This is a genomic window from Nostocoides sp. (genome assembly GCF_035343835.1).
In the GTDB taxonomy this organism is placed as follows: domain Bacteria; phylum Actinomycetota; class Actinomycetes; order Actinomycetales; family Dermatophilaceae; genus Nostocoides_A; species Nostocoides_A vanveenii.
Map to the genome: position 1 here is coordinate 1 of NZ_DAOQZV010000046.1, position 16,824 is coordinate 16,824.

General features: G+C 67.0%; 16 protein-coding genes. 10 read left to right on the plus strand and 6 right to left on the minus strand.

The genetic code is table 11. From position 1 onward, the window contains the following. The 4 genes from PKH97_RS05220 to PKH97_RS05235 form a co-directional block, all read right to left on the minus strand. A partial coding sequence (locus tag PKH97_RS05220; RefSeq protein WP_324386347.1) for a thermonuclease family protein occupies nucleotides 1–1,190 on the minus strand: 1,190 nt, incomplete at its 3' end. A gap of 140 nt (nucleotides 1,191–1,330) precedes the next feature. Further along, nucleotides 1,331–1,912, minus strand: a complete 582-nt coding sequence (locus PKH97_RS05225) for a histidine phosphatase family protein (RefSeq protein ID WP_324386348.1) — start codon at nucleotides 1,910–1,912, stop codon at nucleotides 1,331–1,333. 9 nt (nucleotides 1,913–1,921) lie between these two features. Beyond that, the gene (hisC, locus tag PKH97_RS05230; RefSeq protein ID WP_324386349.1) at nucleotides 1,922–3,013 is read right to left on the minus strand and encodes a histidinol-phosphate transaminase; all 1,092 of its coding nucleotides are present in this window, start codon (nucleotides 3,011–3,013) and stop codon (nucleotides 1,922–1,924) included. A 5-nt stretch (nucleotides 3,014–3,018) separates the two neighbouring features. Beyond that, entirely contained in the window at nucleotides 3,019–3,411 is a 393-nt protein-coding gene (locus PKH97_RS05235) for a phage holin family protein (protein WP_324386350.1), read from the minus strand. 156 nt (nucleotides 3,412–3,567) lie between these two features. Here PKH97_RS05235 and PKH97_RS05240 point away from each other — a divergent pair, with 156 nt between their 5' ends. The 4 genes from PKH97_RS05240 (at nucleotide 3,568) to PKH97_RS05255 (ending at nucleotide 7,456) form a co-directional block, all read left to right on the plus strand. Beyond that, nucleotides 3,568–4,506, plus strand: a complete 939-nt coding sequence (locus tag PKH97_RS05240) for an ABC transporter substrate-binding protein (protein WP_324386351.1) — start codon at nucleotides 3,568–3,570, stop codon at nucleotides 4,504–4,506. A 3-nt stretch (nucleotides 4,507–4,509) separates the two neighbouring features. Then, nucleotides 4,510–5,478 carry an amino acid ABC transporter permease gene (locus PKH97_RS05245; protein WP_324386352.1) on the plus strand — a complete coding sequence of 323 codons (969 nt, stop codon included), beginning with the start codon at nucleotides 4,510–4,512 and terminating at the stop codon, nucleotides 5,476–5,478. Further along, a complete protein-coding gene (locus PKH97_RS05250) occupies nucleotides 5,475–6,311 on the plus strand; it encodes an amino acid ABC transporter ATP-binding protein (protein ID WP_324386353.1) in 837 nt (278 codons plus the stop codon). Before PKH97_RS05245 ends, PKH97_RS05250 begins: the two co-directional genes overlap by 4 nt. Before the next feature lie 170 nt (nucleotides 6,312–6,481). Further along, a complete protein-coding gene (locus PKH97_RS05255) occupies nucleotides 6,482–7,456 on the plus strand; it encodes a hypothetical protein (RefSeq protein WP_324386354.1) in 975 nt (324 codons plus the stop codon). Nucleotides 7,457–7,538: 82 nt separating this feature from the next. Here the strand turns inward: PKH97_RS05255 and PKH97_RS05260 are convergent, their stop codons facing one another. Next, on the minus strand, nucleotides 7,539–7,967 hold the full coding sequence (locus tag PKH97_RS05260) for a hypothetical protein (protein ID WP_324386355.1): 429 nt from the start codon (nucleotides 7,965–7,967) through the stop codon (nucleotides 7,539–7,541). A 222-nt stretch (nucleotides 7,968–8,189) separates the two neighbouring features. Here PKH97_RS05260 and PKH97_RS05265 point away from each other — a divergent pair, with 222 nt between their 5' ends. The 5 genes from PKH97_RS05265 to PKH97_RS05285 all read left to right on the plus strand — a co-directional run bounded on the left by PKH97_RS05265 (nucleotide 8,190) and on the right by PKH97_RS05285 (nucleotide 15,021). Continuing rightward, complete coding sequence (locus PKH97_RS05265; RefSeq protein WP_324386356.1) at nucleotides 8,190–11,291, plus strand: protein kinase; 3,102 nt, start codon at nucleotides 8,190–8,192, stop codon at nucleotides 11,289–11,291. Then, a complete protein-coding gene (locus PKH97_RS05270; RefSeq protein ID WP_324386357.1) occupies nucleotides 11,288–11,638 on the plus strand; it encodes a hypothetical protein in 351 nt (116 codons plus the stop codon). Before PKH97_RS05265 ends, PKH97_RS05270 begins: the two co-directional genes overlap by 4 nt. Then, nucleotides 11,635–12,474: a vWA domain-containing protein gene (locus PKH97_RS05275; RefSeq protein ID WP_324386358.1), complete on the plus strand. Its 840-nt coding sequence runs from the start codon at nucleotides 11,635–11,637 to the stop codon at nucleotides 12,472–12,474. Before PKH97_RS05270 ends, PKH97_RS05275 begins: the two co-directional genes overlap by 4 nt. A 38-nt stretch (nucleotides 12,475–12,512) precedes the next feature. Beyond that, a complete protein-coding gene (locus PKH97_RS05280) occupies nucleotides 12,513–13,568 on the plus strand; it encodes a protein phosphatase 2C domain-containing protein (protein WP_324386359.1) in 1,056 nt (351 codons plus the stop codon). A gap of 463 nt (nucleotides 13,569–14,031) precedes the next feature. Then, on the plus strand, nucleotides 14,032–15,021 hold the full coding sequence (locus PKH97_RS05285; RefSeq protein WP_324386360.1) for a hypothetical protein: 990 nt from the start codon (nucleotides 14,032–14,034) through the stop codon (nucleotides 15,019–15,021). Nucleotides 15,022–15,035: 14 nt separating this feature from the next. Here PKH97_RS05285 and PKH97_RS05290 read toward each other — a convergent pair whose 3' ends face one another. Then, on the minus strand, nucleotides 15,036–16,058 hold the full coding sequence (locus tag PKH97_RS05290) for a DMT family transporter (protein WP_324386361.1): 1,023 nt from the start codon (nucleotides 16,056–16,058) through the stop codon (nucleotides 15,036–15,038). A 39-nt stretch (nucleotides 16,059–16,097) separates the two neighbouring features. Here PKH97_RS05290 and PKH97_RS05295 point away from each other — a divergent pair, with 39 nt between their 5' ends. Next, the gene (locus PKH97_RS05295; RefSeq protein ID WP_324386362.1) at nucleotides 16,098–16,634 is read left to right on the plus strand and encodes a CGNR zinc finger domain-containing protein; all 537 of its coding nucleotides are present in this window, start codon (nucleotides 16,098–16,100) and stop codon (nucleotides 16,632–16,634) included. Nucleotides 16,635–16,824: the final 190 nt, after the last annotated feature.

Below are 16,824 nucleotides of genomic sequence, written 5' to 3' on the forward strand. Positions count from 1 at the left end.
CGGGCCGCAGCTGCCGCTCTTGCGCGGGCTGCCGCCTTCGCCCGCGCTTCGGCAAGTGCCCGTGCGCGCGACTCGGCGCGCGCGATCGCGGCCTCTCGAGCGGTTGTCACGGCAGCGTCGATCCACGCAGGGAAGGCGTCCGTGGATTTGCTGGCAACCGTCGCGGCAGCCAGGGCGCTGGCCCAGGCAGCGCCGCCGTCGGCCAGATCGGCCGGGAGCACCGGGGGCGGCTCGGTGGCGCATCCCTCGGGGAACTCGGGCTGAGGCTGGCCACGGTAGTCGGCCTGGGCGGGGTGCCATTCGAAGCCGGTCGTGGAGTCGTACTCAGCCCGTGCCAGCCCGGCCTTGATCAGGGCCAGGCCGTGATCATTCCCATCAGGAAGCGTCACATAGCGCAGGAGGCGGCCATAGCGGTCGCGATCGGTGACCGACGCCGGATCGACCAGGGTGATCGTGCTTCCGGGTGGCGCCGCCTGGTTTGAGAAATCAGCGGCTTCTTGGCTCACCGGGCAGTTTGTCGAGAGCTCGGCAGCATTGATGCCGATGAGTCGCACCTCACCCACCGAGGTGATTAGCGAGTCGCCGTCCTTCCAACGGACGACCACAGCAGTCCCGCTGCCCACATCACCGCGCACATCCATGCGGTTACCCGACGACTTCTCAAGCGCGACACGATCGGCTTGAAGCGCCTCCGGCACGCCCGAAATGGCCAGGTCCGCAATGTGATAGGCATTCTTGGCTGTCTTGAAATGCGAGTGCTTCAGAGCACTTTCGCCTCGGGAGAGCTGGGAGGCAGCGCGCCGGATGAGCTTTGCGCTGGCGGAGTCCGGCAACGGATGCTCCTTGGACAAGGCCGCAACCTCCCGCGCCGGCCCCGATCGCCAGTCCTGGCCTTCGGTGAAGTCGACGGTCGACCCGAAGTTCGACGCCCAGTCGGCCAGCGCACTTAGCTCGCCACGCGGGGCCTCCGCCTCCAGCGAGACAACGGAGTCGCGAATAGGCGGCCTTGTGGTCGTGGCGGCCAGCGTCGGCGATCCCTGGGTCGTCGGTTCCTGAGCCGTCGCCGGTGATTGGCCATGGTTCAGCACGGGCACAAGCACGGCGATCACGGCGGCAGCAGCCCCTGCGGCGAGCAGAACCGCGGACCTCTTCTGCGTGGCAGGTCCGGTGGGCCAGGGGGCGGTGGGCACGGCGAAACTCCTGGCGACAGCTTGTACGGGAATTCGAACGGCCAGCACGCTGGAGTATTGACACGAGCCTGGTCGTCAGAAGGGGAATGGCGAGGATAGCTCGCCTTCCGAGGCCAATGGGGCCTTAGCGTCCGGACTCATCACTGACCCGCCACCTCATCCAGCGGGCGCCAGCCGCTCAGGACGTGCCGGGTGTCGCGGTCGAAGGTGTAGAAGTGGCCCTGGCCGGGCTGGTCGTAGGTGCGCGCGATGGGCACGCCCGAGAGGGCGCACCACAGCAGCGTGCCCACGGCCCCGTGGCTGACGATCACGACGTCGCCGTCTCCGGAGGCCGGGTCGGCGAGCACGTCCTCGACCGCCGCGACGATGCGCTCCTGCTCGTCCGCGGCCGTCGCCCAGCCGCGCACGCTGCGTGACGGCTCGGCGAAGAAGGCATCCGCCAGCGCCTCGAACTCTGCGGGCGGGACGAATCCCGTTGCGCTGCGGTCGTTCTCACCCAATCCCGTATGCCGTTGCCGCGGCAACGCGCCCGCCAGCAGGTCCGCACACTCGATCGCCTTGCGCTCGTCCGACGACCACACCGACGTCACATCGCGCAACCACGCACCCCCCGCGAGGGCCGCCGCGCGCGCCCGGCCCACCTCCGACAGCCCCCAGTCCGGCACCGGTACGGCCGGGTCGACCACCACCTGGGGGTGCGTCAGGAAGACCACGAGCGGCATACGGCAACCTCAGGCGCGCGCGGCGCGCCAGCGGGCGGCGATCTCGAGCAGCCGGTCGGAGGCCTCGGGCTCGCCGATCGTCGCGCGCACCCCGTCCGTGCCGTATGGCCGCACGGTCAACGCACGTCGTTCGCACACCTCCGCGAACGCCGCGGTGTCCTCGCCGAGCGGGAACCACACAAAGTTCGCCTGGCTCGCCGGCAGCCGCCACCCCTGGACCGCCAGGGCGGCCTCGACGCGCTCCCGCTCGGCCACGAGTTCCTTTACCCGGACCGTCAACTCATCGATCGCCTCCAGCGAGGCGAGCGCGGCGGCCTGAGCGAGCAGATTGACCCCAAAGGGCGTCGCCGTCGCCCGCAGTGCCTCGGCCAGTGGCTCGGGCGCCACGGCATACCCGACGCGGAGGCCGGCGAGGCCGTAGGCCTTCGAGAACGTCCGCAGGACAACGACATTGGGGAAATCGCGAGCAATCGACAGACTGTCGGGCGCACCAGGGTGGGTGACGAACTCCAGATAGGCCTCGTCGATGACCACGAGCACATGGGGAGGAACGGCGTCCAGAAAGAGCCGCAAGTCGGCGTCGGGCACGATGGTGCCGGTAGGGTTGTTCGGCGTGCAGACGAGCACGACTTTGGTCCGCGAGGTGATGGCGCCGAGCATCGCGGGCAGGTCGTGCTCGTGCCCGGAGGTGAGGGGCACGGGCACCGGACGGGCGCCCGGGAGCGCGGTGACGATCGGGTAGGCCTCGAAGGAGCGCCAGGCGAAGACCACCTCATCGCCCGGCTCGCACATGGCGGTCATGATTTGTCCGAGGACGCCGACCGACCCGGTGCCGCAGGCGATTTGACCGACGCCGACGCCGAGCCGCTCGGCGAGCGCCCCCCGCAGGGCAGTGTTGCCCATGTCGGGATAGCGATTGATCCCTGCCGCAGCCTCGCGCACGACGGCGAGCACGCTCGGCAGCGGCGGATAAGGATTCTCGTTCGAGGAGATCTTGTAGGCCGTCAGTCCCGCCACCGGGGCCGGTGGGCGTCCCGGGCGATAGGCCGGCAGGCTCGCCAGGACCGGGCGAGGCGCGGGGGTGGCGGGACCGGACGGCATACGGCTCACTTCTTGTCGTCGTCGGGCAGGACGAAGTTGAGCACCATCGAGACCAGGGTGATCACCAGGGCGGCCATGACGGCATTCCAGAAGAAGTGGTCGATGGTGAAGTCGAGATTCAGGGCCGAGCAGATCCACTCGGTGATCTGCAACATGAAGGCGTTGACGATGAAGGTGAACAGGCCCAGCGTCAAGATAATCGCGGGAAAGGAGAAGAACGTGGCGATCGGCTTCACCACCGCGTTGACCACGCCGAAGATGATCGCGACGAGCACGATGGTCAGCAGCCGGGTGGAGAGCTTGTCCGCGTCCTCCCCCAGCCGGACCCCGTTGACCACAAGCGCGGCGACCCAGAGTGCGACGGCGTTGACACCGACCTTGATGAGCATGTTCTGCATACGGCCATCCTGACCGATAAAGCTGTTGCCGCGCTGGACCTCGGGAAACGGTTTTGTAACCGGATGGTGCTGGGCAGCGCAACGCGCGCGGGCTACGCTCCGACGGACACGTCATACGGGCGCTCGTCATAGTTGCTTTGCCCTTGGAGGATTCTCGTGCTTCGCCGTCGTTCTGCTCTCGCCCTCGCGGGCGCCTTCTCGCTCACGCTCGCGCTCGGCGCCTGCGGCTCCGACTCGCTGTCGAACTCGTCGACGTCGGCGAGTGCGGGCGGGGGCGCCACCACCTCCGCGGCCTCACCGACGAGCCAGGCCGTCGACCCGGCGCTCGCCGCAAAGGTGCCGGACAAGATCAAGACGGCGGGCAAGATCATCATCGGAACGGACGCGACCTATCAGCCCAATGAGTACCTCGACAACGACGGCAAAACCGTGATCGGTATGGACGTTGAACTCTTCGACGCCGTCGCCGCCAAGCTCGGCCTCAAGACGGAATGGGCGCCGACCGGTTTCGACCAGATCATCCTCGGCGTCGGCAGCGGTAAGTATGACGTGGGCGTCTCCTCGTTCACCATCAACGCCGACCGGATGAAGGTCGCGACGATGGTGTCCTACTTCAAAGCCGGCACCCAGTGGGTTGTCGCCAAGGGCAATCCGGAGAAGGTCGACCCGGACAACGCCTGCGGCAAGAAGGTGGCCGCTCAGAAGGCCACCGTCCAGTCCGATGTGGACTACCCCAAGCGCAACAAGGCCTGCACCGACGCCGGCAAGCCCCCGATCCAGTTGCTCATCGACGCCGACCAGGGCAAGGTCACGGCGATGGTCCAGAACGGGAAGGCCGACGCGATGATGGTGGACCTGCCGCCGGCGATCGCCGCGGTCGAGACGACCAATGGCGAGTTGGAACTCCTTGGCCAGCAATACGATTCGGCGCCGTACGGGTATGTCTTGCCCAAGGACCAGACGGCCTTCGGTGAGGCGATCGTCGGCGCCCTCAAGGCCCTCGATGCCGACGGCACCTACAAAGCCATCCTTACCAAGTGGAAGACCGAAGGCGGGGCCATCAACGACTTCGCGGTCAACCCCTCTGTGGGCTGATCGGTGACGGACCTGACCACGGACCGACCGGGCGCGATCCACGCCCGGCCGGTCCGGCATCCCGGACGTTGGATCGCTGTCGTCGGGATCGCGATCGTCGTGGCCATGATGATCAGTTCGGTCGTCACCAACCCCAAGTGGAACTGGTCGCTGGCCTTCCAGATCATGCAGCAGAAGCCCGTCATTGAGGGCCTGTGGAAGGGGACCATCTTCGGCACCATCGGCTCGATGGCGCTTGGCATCGTTCTGGGCGTCATCCTCGCTGTCATGCGGTTGTCCGACAACCCGGTCCTGCGCGGCGTCTCGTTCGTCTATACGTGGTTCTTCCGAGCTATGCCGCGCTACGTGCTGCTCGCCTTTATGGGCGGCGCGATCGCGCTGCTCTACCGCAACTTCGATGTCGGCATCCCGTTCGGCCAGCAGATCAGCAAAGCCCTCGGCCTTGGCTGGGACGGCACCTTCTGGTCCTTCAGCTGGAACAGCATTTCGAGCACGATCTGGGTGGGCATCCTCGGTCTCGGCCTCTCCGAAGCGGCGTATATGGCCGAGATCGCGCGGGCGGGCATCTTGTCGGTCGACAAGGGCCAGTCGGAGGCAGCGCAAGCGCTGGGCATGTCGCCAGGCCAGACGATGCGGCGGATCGTCCTGCCCCAGTCGATGCGGGTCATCGTGCCCCCGACCGGCAACGAGACCATCGCCATGGTCAAGGACACCTCGCTCTTCATTGCGGCCTCGATCATCACCGAGCTCTACTTCCAGGCCTACGGGTTTGGTCAGCGCAGCTTCCAGATCGTGCCTGGCTTTATGGCGGCCGTGCTGTGGTACCTCATCGTCTGCAGTGTCCTGATGGTCGGCCAGGCCTGGCTCGAACGTCACTTCGGCCGCGGCTTCGGCACCGCGAAGAAGCCGAAAAACCAAGCGCTGAAAGCGAAAATGGTCGGCGTCGGCAATGCGGGAGCGGGCTCGGTATGACGGATCGACCTCAGGGCGGAACGCCGCTCGTTCACGCGGTGAATGTCACCAAATCCTTCGGCAACAACCAGGTGCTCAAGGGCATCGACATGGACGTTCACAAGGGCGAGGTCGTCTGCTTCCTCGGGCCGTCGGGTTCGGGCAAGACGACTTTCCTGCGCTGCATCAACCAGTTGGAGACGATCGACGGCGGCCGGATCTGGGTCGACGGCGACCTGATGGGCTACGCCGACAAGGGTGGCCGGTTGCATCGGCTGCACGACAAAGAGATCGCCCGCCAGCGCCGCGACATCGGCATGGTCTTCCAGCGTTTCAACCTCTTCCCGCACATGACGGTGCTCGAGAACATCGTCGAAGCCCCGTGCCAGGTCAAGGGCGAGAGCAAGTCGGAGGTGACCGAACGCGCCCATACGCTCCTGAAGCGGGTCGGGCTCGCCGACAAGCCAGCCGCCTACCCAGCCCAACTTTCCGGCGGGCAGCAGCAGCGGGTGGCGATCGCGCGGGCCCTGGCGATGCGCCCGAAGCTGATGCTCTTCGACGAGCCGACGTCGGCGCTCGACCCGGAACTGGTCGGCGAGGTGCTCACGGTCATGCGGGAGTTGGCCAATGAAGGCATGACCATGATCGTCGTCACCCACGAGATGGGCTTCGCGCGCGATGTGGCCGACCGCGTCGTCTTCATGGACGGTGGCGTGGTCGTCGAGCAGGGCCCACCGAAGCAGGTCATCAACGACCCGCAGCACGAGCGCACGCGCAGCTTCCTGCGCCGGATGCGCGCCGAGCACGAAGAGACCGCCTCAGCCCTGAAGGACCGCGTCGACGAAGCAATGTGACAATGATTCGACCCTTGCCCACCGAACGTCCGGGGGAAAGACCCGTCACGGATGCAGTTGCGCCTCGCGCTCGCGGGCACACCGGTAGTTCGCAGCAAGGTGTAACTAAACTCACAGCCGACGGTGAGACTTCGCTTGTCGCCCAGGAGTTGACGCGGGAGGTTGTCCATATGGAGCCGCTAGAGGAACTGACAGACGAATTGGCCGCCCTGCACCGGGGCCAGGGCGTGCGCACGGGAGATATCCACCGACTCATCGGCCCGGCCCTGATGGCGGCCCTGCAGCTCGAAGACCCTCTATCACCCGTGCAGGCCCGCGATTACCTCATCTCCGGGCTGGTGGCAGGTATTCGCACGCTCCCGCCGCGTCAGGCCACGGTCTTCGAGTTCGCGTCTGGACTCAAGAGCGCGGAGCCGACCATGGCCGCCCGTCTCGACCGGGCAGCCAGCGAACTCGACCGCGACACACGCACCCTCCGTCGCTGGCTGGAAAAGGCAAATGTCGGTGTGGCGATCTACCTCATGCGCAACCACGGCCACGCCGAGGTCGAGGCATCCGGCCACCCCCGACGCGACGATTGGTATATCGAGTCGATGTGGGTTGAGGCCGACTTACGAGCCCGTCAGCCAGTCTTTCGGATACAGAAGTCACTGTTTCCGACGGTCGGTGGCGCCACCCAACTTACCGAGCCGATCAGTTTGCCACCGCACCCAGCCGAGTCCCTCGGAGATATCTCTGTGGCAATCTACGGGGGCGCCCGGCTCATCGAAGTCCGACGCAGTGGCCCGTCGCTATGGATGACCCAACTATCGCTGCCCGCACCAATGCGCGTGGGTGAGATCGTGACGTTCGGGCTCGAGTGCACGCTCCCCGCGCGCGACTGGATGGCCCCGATGTCCGTTTTCACGCCGATCCGTCCCACGAGGGAATTCCGATGCACCGTTCATTTCGGCAGCCCGATGGTCGCCCAGCGGGCGTGGATTCTTCGCAACGCCCTGCCCAACTTCTTTGGCGTCGAGCCCATGACTCCCTTGGCCGAGGAGATCGACCTGGCAGCCGATGTCCCCGTGGACGTACGTTTCACCAATCCCCTGCCTGGGCTGACCAGTGGCATCCAATGGGCGTGGGCTGACGACGCCCCCTAACCGCGCACAGTACGAAGCGGGCCGACTGGGAGATCCAGTCGGCCCGCTGGCCACTTCGGCGTCGCACGGCTGCGTCGCCTTCTCAGCCGAAGAGCGTGATGATCCACCCGTAAGTGTGCATCTTCGCCACCTCCATTCCTTGTCGATTCCCGGGAAGTTCCGGCAAAACAAGGAAATGACCATTTGGCGAATTCGTCGATGGATTGAACAACCCATAGGGTTGACGAACCCATTCATCTAAAGGATGTGGGTCGACCAACCCATGGAGATAGACATCTATGGGTTGTTTAACCCATAGAAATTCTCTGCGCAATTGGTAAGGCATCCCGTTTGATGCCGTTGCACCTTGCGGCACCCGTTCTTGATCATCAAACGGGACTTTGGGTTCACCAAACCCCGGCACCGCGAACTGGCGAAGAACCGCCATAAGCTGCTGATCCTGTTCACCAACGCGAACTGGCTGATGCGCGGCCGGGCTGTCGCCCTGATGGGGTGACGGCCACCGCTTCACCCTGCCCGGATACACGAGAAACCCTCAACGCGAACAAGATTCGACCTCCGCAGAGGCCAGAACACGCGCGCCTACGAGCGCTCCGACGGCCGATCCCGCCTCAGATCAGCGTTTCGATAGCTCAATGACGCGCCCCGCTAGCACGAGTCAGGCCAGGCGCCTGTGTCCTCGAATTTGTGGGCTTGCCGCTCCTGGCGCGGGCCGCGTACACCTGCCTGTGCCATGACTGACATCGGAATCCCCGGGTATGACGAGGCCGACCTGCTGGGGCAGGGCGGCTTCGGTGTCGTCTACAAATGCCGCCAAGTGGCGCTCAATCGCACCGTTGCCGTCAAGATCTTCCGCTCGACCGACGGATCGATGCCCTTCGAGACCTTCGAGCGCGAGTGCGCCGCCATCGGACAACTCGACTGGTGCCCGCAGATCGTCACCGTCTTCTCAACCGGCCAGACCAAATTCGGCGAACCGTACATCGTCATGGAGTACGCCCCCGGCGGGTCGTTGGCTGGGCATCTCGGTGTTCACGGCTCGATGGACGAGTCAGCGGCACGTCGGATCGGCCTACATATCGCCACCGCGCTCGCCACAGCGCACGACGCGGGCATCCTGCACCGCGACGTGAAGCCCGGCAACGTCCTGATCTCCCGAAGTGGCGACCCGGTCCTGGCCGACTTCGGAATCGCTCGCCTCGTCGGCGGCACCGCCACCGCAACCGGCCTCGTTAGCGGGACGATTGCCTATTCGGCACCGGAGGTGCTCGAGGGGCGGGGGGCCACCGCCCAATCGGACATCTATTCGCTGGGAGCCATGCTCTTTGCCGCGCTGGCCGGCCATCCGCCATACGTTCTGGGCAGCGGTGAGGCAATGGCGGCGGTCATCTCACGAACCCTCATCGGGCCACCGCCCGACACTCAAGGATTGCCCGTCAGTTCGGGCTTTGCGGACGTGCTGGCGCGATGCCTCGACCGCGAGCCGGCGCGGCGGTTCGCCTCAGCTCACGACGTGGCAACGGCATTGGAGTCGACCATAGCCCGGCAAAGCACCGCGCCCGAAACGCGTACCGTCGCGCGATCCGCCTTGCGAGAATGGCCGAGCGCCTTCTACTACGTGACACCGACCTCCACCGGGTCTTCGCGGCCGACGGGACGCCAGTGGCCCACGGCAACCGACTATGTCGAGGCGATCCAGGCCCGGCCGAATCCGGTGCAAGCGGCCCAGTTCGGCGGTGCACGGATCGTGCGCGACTCCTTGGGTATGCCCGCGTCGGCGAGTGGGCAAAATGCCGTCGTCTTCGAGTTGAGCGATCGCACCGGGCCGCTGGCCCTTCGGTGTTTCACCCGTGACCCCGTGGACGGCGAGACGCGGTATCGCGAACTGGGCGCCTTCCTGGCCGAGCACCATCTGCCCTCCGTCACTCCGTCGGTCTGGGTCGATGAGGCCATTGCTGCGTCGGGCGGGACCTGGCCCGCGGTGGTTATGCCGTGGGTCCCCGGAGTCCCACTCAACCTCGCGGTCGAGGGCATGCTCGAACGTCCGGAAACACTGCGCCAACTCGCCGAAGCGCTCGTCAGCGTGGTGGGTGATCTTTACCGTTCGGGCGCTGCGCATGGCGACCTCCAGTGCGGAAATATCCTTGTCGATCAGGACGGAGTGGTGCGACTGGTCGACATGGACGGCTTCTTCGTGCCTGCCATGACCAAGGCGCCTGGTGAGATCGGCCATCCCCACTTTCAGCACCCGCGTCGCACCGCAGCACATTGGGGCGCCGACGCCGACGCCTTCAGTCTGCTGGTGATCTACACGAGCCTGCTGGCGCTCGCCGACAATCCTCAGCTTTGGCGCTTCAACACCGGAGAAAATCTGATCCTCGGCCGAGAGGACTATCTACGGCCTGAAGCGACACCCGCTTGGCACACCCTGACGGCCACGTCGAATCCCCGACTCGCTGGGCTGACCCGCGCACTGGCGGACTACTGCCGGGCGGACGTGCCACCAGGACTTCACGATGTGCTCCTGCGGATCCGCCCCGCGCTGGCCGAAGCCCGGGAAGCCGACCTGCGCTCCGGGTCGGGTCCATTGACACAGTTGGGAAAGCCGACGCCTAGCCCCGTCGGCGGCCCGCTCGCCACCGAGATCAGCGGCTCCGTGACGCCCACAGACGAGGCCGGCGATGCCTGGTGGGACTCGGGGCCGGCGCCGAGCGACTGGTGGGAATCGAGTCCGGAGGAGTCGCCAACTGTCCTGAAGACAACCCGTACACCGGGACTCGCGGACCTGCCGAGGTCGGATGGTGCGGTAACTGAGCGGGTCGACGTCGCGGCCACTCGCCGAACGACAGGCCTCGCCCCTGGCCTCGCAGCCGCGTCAGGGGCGGTCGCCTCCGGCACCGCGGCGAACGCTCGACGGGGCCTCGCGACGATCATGGGCGGCAATGCCGTCGGCGCCGGTATGACGGCCGGCCTGCTCGCGGGTGCCCTGGCGTTGGCCGTTCAGGCGGCGATCGGCCCCGGCCTGCCGCTGCAGTTCCGTTCCTTGCTTTTCCTGGTGCTCGTCGGCAGCCTGCTGGCCGCCTCCCTGGGCGGCGTCGGTGCGGCCACGATGGGTGCCTGGAAGGCCGCGCGTAACCGTGCACTTACAGGAGTGATCGAAGGCGCGCTGCTAAGCCTTATAGCTCTTGAGATCTTCCAACTCAGCATGGTCATGCGAGAAGTCCCGCTAGGCCCAGTGCCATTCCCGGTTCTCGCAGTTGTTTGGGCACTTTCCGGCGCAGCAATCGGGCTGGCGACTGGCCTTGCTCGGCGCTCGGTTCGGGCGGCTCTGTCCGGGCTCGCTGGCGGGGTCATGGGTGGGCTGGTCGGCGCGGTGGCCCACCGCGCATCGGCTCCGACCCTGGAGACGAACGCCGAGTACGACGGCACCGTCTTGGCCATCCACCCGACCGATCCGTTGACCATTGCCGGCGTCCTGGGCGCCTGTGTGGCGATCGGCCTGGCGATCGGCCTTGTCGACCGGTTGCGCCGGCACTGCTGGCTGACCGTAATCGAGGGGCCGATGCGCGGCCGCGAGGTCATCCTCGATGATGGGACGGGCACGATCGGATCCTCGCGCACGTGCACGCTCCGTCTCCCCGAAGGCAATGGTGTCCTCGAACAGCATGCCTCGCTGATCAACGAATCCGGCCGGCACCGGTTGGAGGTGGTGGGCGCCCTCGAACTCAATGGCAATTTCATCGACGACTTCGAGCCCCGCCCGCTCGTCAGCGGCGACGTCCTGCGCATCGGTGGCTGCTTTATCCGCTTCGACGTCAAGGACGGCGGGCGATGAACGGGCGCCGTCGCTTCTTCACCGCCCTGCTGGGCGCCTGGGTGGCCCTCCTGGCCGCCGCCGGAGCCATCCTGGCCGTCGCCCATTCGGCGAGTGGGACCGACGTTGCGCAGCCGGCGGCAACGCCGAACCGCGTCGTGTCTACGAAATGGAAGACGGTCACCATCACGAAAACTGCGGGCGAGTTGTCTTCGGTGGGTTGTCCGACCGACCCCAGCCTTGGGTCCACCGCCGAGAGTGTTGACCTCTATCCTCCCCCGTCTCCCGCAACGGACAAGACCTCCCTTGGCGAGGAGGACGCCTGCAATCCGCCACCGGACGACACTGCGGGCCCCAACCATCCATGACCTACGAGCGCCGGATCGACCGGCTCAACCCCGGGCTGATCCTGCTACTGGTCGATCAGTCCGACTCGATGAACGAGCCCCTTGCGGGCGGCGAGACGCCCAAGGCGCAAGCCGTGGCGGATCAGATCAACCAACTGATCTACGAGTTGATCCTGCGCTGCGTCAAGACGCCGCGCGAGCCGCCGCGGCCCTACTTCCATCTCGGCGTCATCGGTTACTCGACGGCGCGAAGCGGCGACCCCCTCGTTGTCTCACTACTGGCGGCGGGCGACGCGCAGAACCTCGGCCTCCAGTCGACCACCGAGTTGGCCGCTGCTCCCCTGCGCATTGAGCGGCGGCAAGGCACAGGAGGTGGCACCGTCAACGCCCCGATCTGGGTCGAGCCGGTGGCGCGTGGGGGCACGCCGATGTGCGGGGCGCTGGATCGGGCAGGACGAATCGCCGCCACGTGGACAAAGCGGTATCCGGATACCTTTCCGCCGATCGTCGTCAATCTCAGCGACGGCGAAGCAACGGACGGCCGCCCGGAACTCTGGGCCCAGCGGTTGCAGTCCCTGCGGACGAGCGACGGCACCCTGCTGCTGTTCAACATCAACCTCTCGGCCCAACCGAGCATGCCGATCGTCTTCCCCACCGACAGGACTGCCCTGCCCGACCGGCTCGCGCATCGCCTCCTCGAGATGTCCTCACCCCTCCCGTCGGACATGGTGCATACCGCCCGCGGGCAAGGGCTCGACGTCGTGCCGGGCTCACGCGGATTCGCCTACAACGCCGACCTGCGCACGCTCGCCCTCTTCTTGAATGTCGGAACCAGTGTCGGGAGAGCAGCATGGTGAACCGGTCTCCAACCCCCGCCCCAGCGGTAGTCGTGGGTATGGCAGCGCTTTGGGCGGCGACCTTTGCTGCCCTTGTCCTGCTGAACGACGACCTGCGCGCATTCTGGTCGGTGCTCCTGGGCATGTCGCTCGTCGGATCCGCCCTCACCTTGCTCTCCCGCCCCCAACAAGCTGCGGGTCGTCGCCCAACGAACCGGCCTGTTCGGCCGGCAACCAGCGGGCCGGTGGACGCGAGGCCCACGGTGCCGGTTGCGCAGGCATCCCCCGCCCCAGCAGCATTGCCGGCCCAGCCCAGCGGTGCCGACATGGCCGAGGTGACGTCGGTGCGCGCGGGACATAGGGCCCATCACGCACTGGCCGGCCAGCCGATCACGACCTCGGCACTCTCGCTGCCCAAAGCCGGCAACACCGACGCAGAGAACGAGGACGCCTTTGCGGTGTCGCCCGACCGCGGCCGGGTCGCGGTGAGCGACGGCGCGAGTTCGGCCTACCGATCCGGGGAGTGGGCACGCACTCTCTGCGCGGGCTTCGTCGAGAGTGGTGTCGCCGTGGATCCTGAAGCCATCGCTGAGTGGCTGCTGTCCCAGGCCCACACCTTCCAGCGAGCACGCTCGGGTGACGCCGGCTGGTGGGACGTGGAGGCAGCCGGACGCGGCGCCTTCGCCACCCTGGTGGCGGTCGAGTTCCACGCGGGCGTGTCCGCTCCGGCATGGCGGGCGGTGGCCGTCGGCGATTCGGTGCTCCTCCACCTGCGACCGCGCGGTGATGGGTATGTGCTCGTTGCCGGCTTCCCCATCGAGAGCGGCGAGGCCTTCACCTCGACTCCGGCCCTGGTCGCCAGCACGCTGACCTCGCGCACGGCTTTGCCGACTCTGCGTTTCGCCCACGGACAAGCCGCACCCGGGGACCGCTGGCTGGCCCTCACCGACGAACTCGCCAGGTGGGCGCTGCGCGCCCACGAGTCCGGTATGCCGATCTGGCCGCTCCTGTTCTCCGGCTCCGCTCCCGAGGTGACCGAAGCGGTGACCGCAGCTCGCCAGCAGGGCCAGCTGGTCAATGACGACATGACCCTGATCCGGATCGCCTTGGCATGACGCCACCAATAGCGAGGATGACGCAATGAGCGCTTGCACGTGCGGACACGGATTCGCGAAGAACGAGCGGTTCTGCCCGCGCTGCGGGTCGCTCCGGCCCGACGCTCCCGCCACGCCACCGCCGGCACCGGCATCCGCCATCGCGGCCGGCGACAACACACGCGGCTCGGGGGCGATGTCCAACCTCTCGCCGTCGAGGCAGGCCGGCCCGGCGGGTATCACGGAGGCCAGGTCGGGTTTGCCCAATGCCGGCCCCACCGCACCTCAGCCTGTGCCAACTGCGGATGGGCGGGGGGAGATTGGGGCGACCTCATACGCGCAGCAGAATTCAGCACCGGAAGCCTCGAAGCGAGCAGTGAACACCGTGCTCTTGCGCGAGGGCTGCGGTGTCCTTCTACTCCTGGGCTCGTTCTTCCAGTCGTGGTCGATCGTGCACACGGCGGGCTGGCCGGTGAGCGTGCTCGTGACGCTGGCCGCGCTGGCAATGCCGGTTCTCAACCATCTGGGTCGGCTCACCAGCACGCAGTCTCGCCCATCGCGCGGTCTGCTGCTGTTTCCCGCCGCTCCAATGGCCTTGCTGGTGCTTTTCACCACCATCCGTGAACTCACCGAGGACGACCTGGCGGGCGCAGGGCTGGCCCTTGCGGCCTGCGGCGTGCTCCTCATCCTCCAATCGACCTTGCCCGATTCGACGCATCGGGCCGAATGGTGGCTGCGCATCGGCCTGGGGCTGCTCGGTGTGACCGCGCTCCGGGCGGCGTACTCAGTGATCCAGGCGATCGTCGATTACGGGCGCGGCGCGGACGCCTATGTGATCGCCACCATCGTGCTCTTTGCCGTGTATGGGATCGGGCTGCCCGGTTGGTTCATGATTCGGACTGCGAAACGCAGTTCTGCGGACTGGGCGGCCGGCATCCTGTTGGGCATCGCTCTGCTGGTCGGTCTGATGCGCGCGGGGTCGTCGCCCGCGGGCCTGTTCTTCGCCACCCTGGCCATGGGCCTGGTGGCCCTCAGCGATGCGTCCGTGCTCTCACGCATGCACCCTCCACTGATCGGCGCGAATTGGTGGCTGCTTCCGGCCAGAGGGATGGTCACTTTCGGAGGCCTGACCTTTGGCTATCTTGCCTTGGCCAGGCTGGCCGGCCTGCTCACGGGCTACAACAGATCGGCCGCCTCGGCTCTCGCACTCGTCATCTGCCTCGGGATGGCGACCTTCGCGTTCGCGTGCCGATCGCATGCCAACCGTGGCAGTGCCCAGACCAGGGCGATGGTGGTGGGATGGTCCGGCGCGGCGTTGGTCCTCTCCCTCATCAACCTGTCACTCAGCTCGAAGGTCCGGTTGGGCGGCCCACTGTCCATGAACCTCTGGACCTTCGTGGCCCCCCTACTGATCGCCGGTGCCGTGACGGCGCCGGCGTCGGTCCGTCAACTCGGATCGCTTCACAAGAACTGATCCGGGGCGAGCCGTCAGGGGATGTCGAGACGTGCGTCCGGGCCGACCTCGATGCTCCGCTCGCCGAGCTTGACGCCGATGACCCCGAGCAGGATGAGCGCGCCGCCCACGAGCTGCACCGGCCGGGGCAGCTCGCCGAGCAGCAGCCACGCGAAGAGCACGGCCGAGACGACTTCGGACAGGGCGACAAAGGAGGCCAGTCGCGAGCCGAGGATGCGCGTGCCCACGATTCCCAGCACGTATGCTGCGGCCGCCGTCACGATGCCGAGCGCCGCGAGCGGGACCCACCAGGCGAAGGTGTGGCCGGCATACGTCGTCGTCGCGGTGCTTGCGGCGGCAGGGAGCAGCCCGGTGACGACGAGCAAGGCCAAGACAGCGGAGCCCACGACCAGGCCGCCGGCGGCCAGGGCCAAGGGCGGCAAGCCGTTGTCGGTGTCCGCCGAGATGATGAAGTAGGTCGCTGCACCGACCATCGCGCCGAGGGACCATAGGGCCCCGACGATGCTGACGTGATTGCCGCCGGAGAGGAGGTCGAGGACGAGCACCAGACCCAGCGCGGCCACGCCTGCGCCAGCGAGGGTGATCAGGCCCGGACGCTGGCCATGGCGAAGCCACAGCCAGACGACGACTGCTGCCGGCGCGGTGTATTCGATGAGGAGTGCCGGGCCGACGGCCATGTGAGCAACGGCCGAGAAATAGCAGAACTGGGCACCGGCCACCGCCAGCACGCCATACAGCGTGATCACCCGCCACGTGCGGCGCAGCACCGAGAAGTCGCCGCGCAGGGCACGGATGCCGAAGGGCAGGAGCACGCTCGCGGCAAGCGCCATCCGGACGAGGACGACTCCAGCAGGATTCCAGCCCGCGTCGAGCAGGCCCCGCGCAAGGGGGCCCGAGAGGCTGAACCCCACGGCGGAGCCGAGGGCCAGCAGGAGCCCGACCCCTGCACCGGGCCCCTGCCGCGCCACCATCGCGCCCGCCCCGACGACACCGCCGGTGGCACTGGAATAGGTCGCGTCATGGGTCACGGACGACATGACTCATGACTGTAAGAGTGCTTCGCGTAAGGTGTCAACATGGTTTTTGCCAATGACACGGACCTCTGTTTGAGATCCGCCGTGGAGCTGGTGAACAGCGCTGCCGCGCCCGACTCGCTGACCAGCATCGACGACCTGGACGGCATCTTCGATCGCTATGGCTACACCGGCCGACACGATCGCAGCGACGCCGAACTGCAACAGGTGCGAGCCATCCGCGGGGAGTTGCGCGACCTCCTTCTTGGGGATCCGGAGACGACCGTCGCCTTGATCAACTCGACGCTCGTCCGCTTCTCATCCGTCCCGCGCCTGGTGCGCCACGACGCCATCGACTGGCATCTCCACGCCGTCGACGACTTCGCCCCCCTTGCCCATCGGATGCTCGTCGAGACCGCGATGGCAATGATCGACGTGATCCGTGCCGACGGGACCAGCCGGCTGACGACCTGCGCCGATGACGAGTGCGACGGCATCGTCCTGGACCTGTCCCGCAACCGCTCGCGCCGCTATTGCTCGACCACGTGCGGCAACCGCAATGCCGTCGCTGCCTATCGCGCCCGCCGCGCGGCGGACTGAGCCCACTCAGGCGCTCTCGGCGCGGGCGTCCCACCAGGCCTGACCGGCCTCTCGACGGGGCTGAACCGGCCTCTCGACGGGGCTGAACCGGCCTCTCGACGGGGCTGAACCGGCCTTTCGACGGGGCTGAACCGACACATCGCTCATTCATTGACACCCCACCGGACCATCGTGTACAACTAGTCCCAAT

Excerpts from the sequence above, each read along its gene's own strand:
- PKH97_RS05280 (WP_324386359.1), top strand. The coding sequence starts at position 12,513 with ATGGCAGCGCTTTGGGCGGCGACCTTTGCTGCCCTTGTCCTGCTGAAC.
- PKH97_RS05290 (WP_324386361.1), bottom strand. The coding sequence starts at position 16,058 with ATGTCGTCCGTGACCCATGACGCGACCTATTCCAGTGCCACCGGCGGT.
- PKH97_RS05255 (WP_324386354.1), top strand. The coding sequence starts at position 6,482 with ATGGAGCCGCTAGAGGAACTGACAGACGAATTGGCCGCCCTGCACCGG.
- PKH97_RS05275 (WP_324386358.1), top strand. The coding sequence starts at position 11,635 with ATGACCTACGAGCGCCGGATCGACCGGCTCAACCCCGGGCTGATCCTG.
- PKH97_RS05250 (WP_324386353.1), top strand. The coding sequence starts at position 5,475 with ATGACGGATCGACCTCAGGGCGGAACGCCGCTCGTTCACGCGGTGAAT.
- hisC (WP_324386349.1), bottom strand. The coding sequence starts at position 3,013 with ATGCCGTCCGGTCCCGCCACCCCCGCGCCTCGCCCGGTCCTGGCGAGC.
- PKH97_RS05225 (WP_324386348.1), bottom strand. The coding sequence starts at position 1,912 with ATGCCGCTCGTGGTCTTCCTGACGCACCCCCAGGTGGTGGTCGACCCG.
- PKH97_RS05235 (WP_324386350.1), bottom strand. The coding sequence starts at position 3,411 with ATGCAGAACATGCTCATCAAGGTCGGTGTCAACGCCGTCGCACTCTGG.
- PKH97_RS05295 (WP_324386362.1), top strand. The coding sequence starts at position 16,098 with ATGGTTTTTGCCAATGACACGGACCTCTGTTTGAGATCCGCCGTGGAG.
- PKH97_RS05270 (WP_324386357.1), top strand. The coding sequence starts at position 11,288 with ATGAACGGGCGCCGTCGCTTCTTCACCGCCCTGCTGGGCGCCTGGGTG.
- PKH97_RS05265 (WP_324386356.1), top strand. The coding sequence starts at position 8,190 with ATGACTGACATCGGAATCCCCGGGTATGACGAGGCCGACCTGCTGGGG.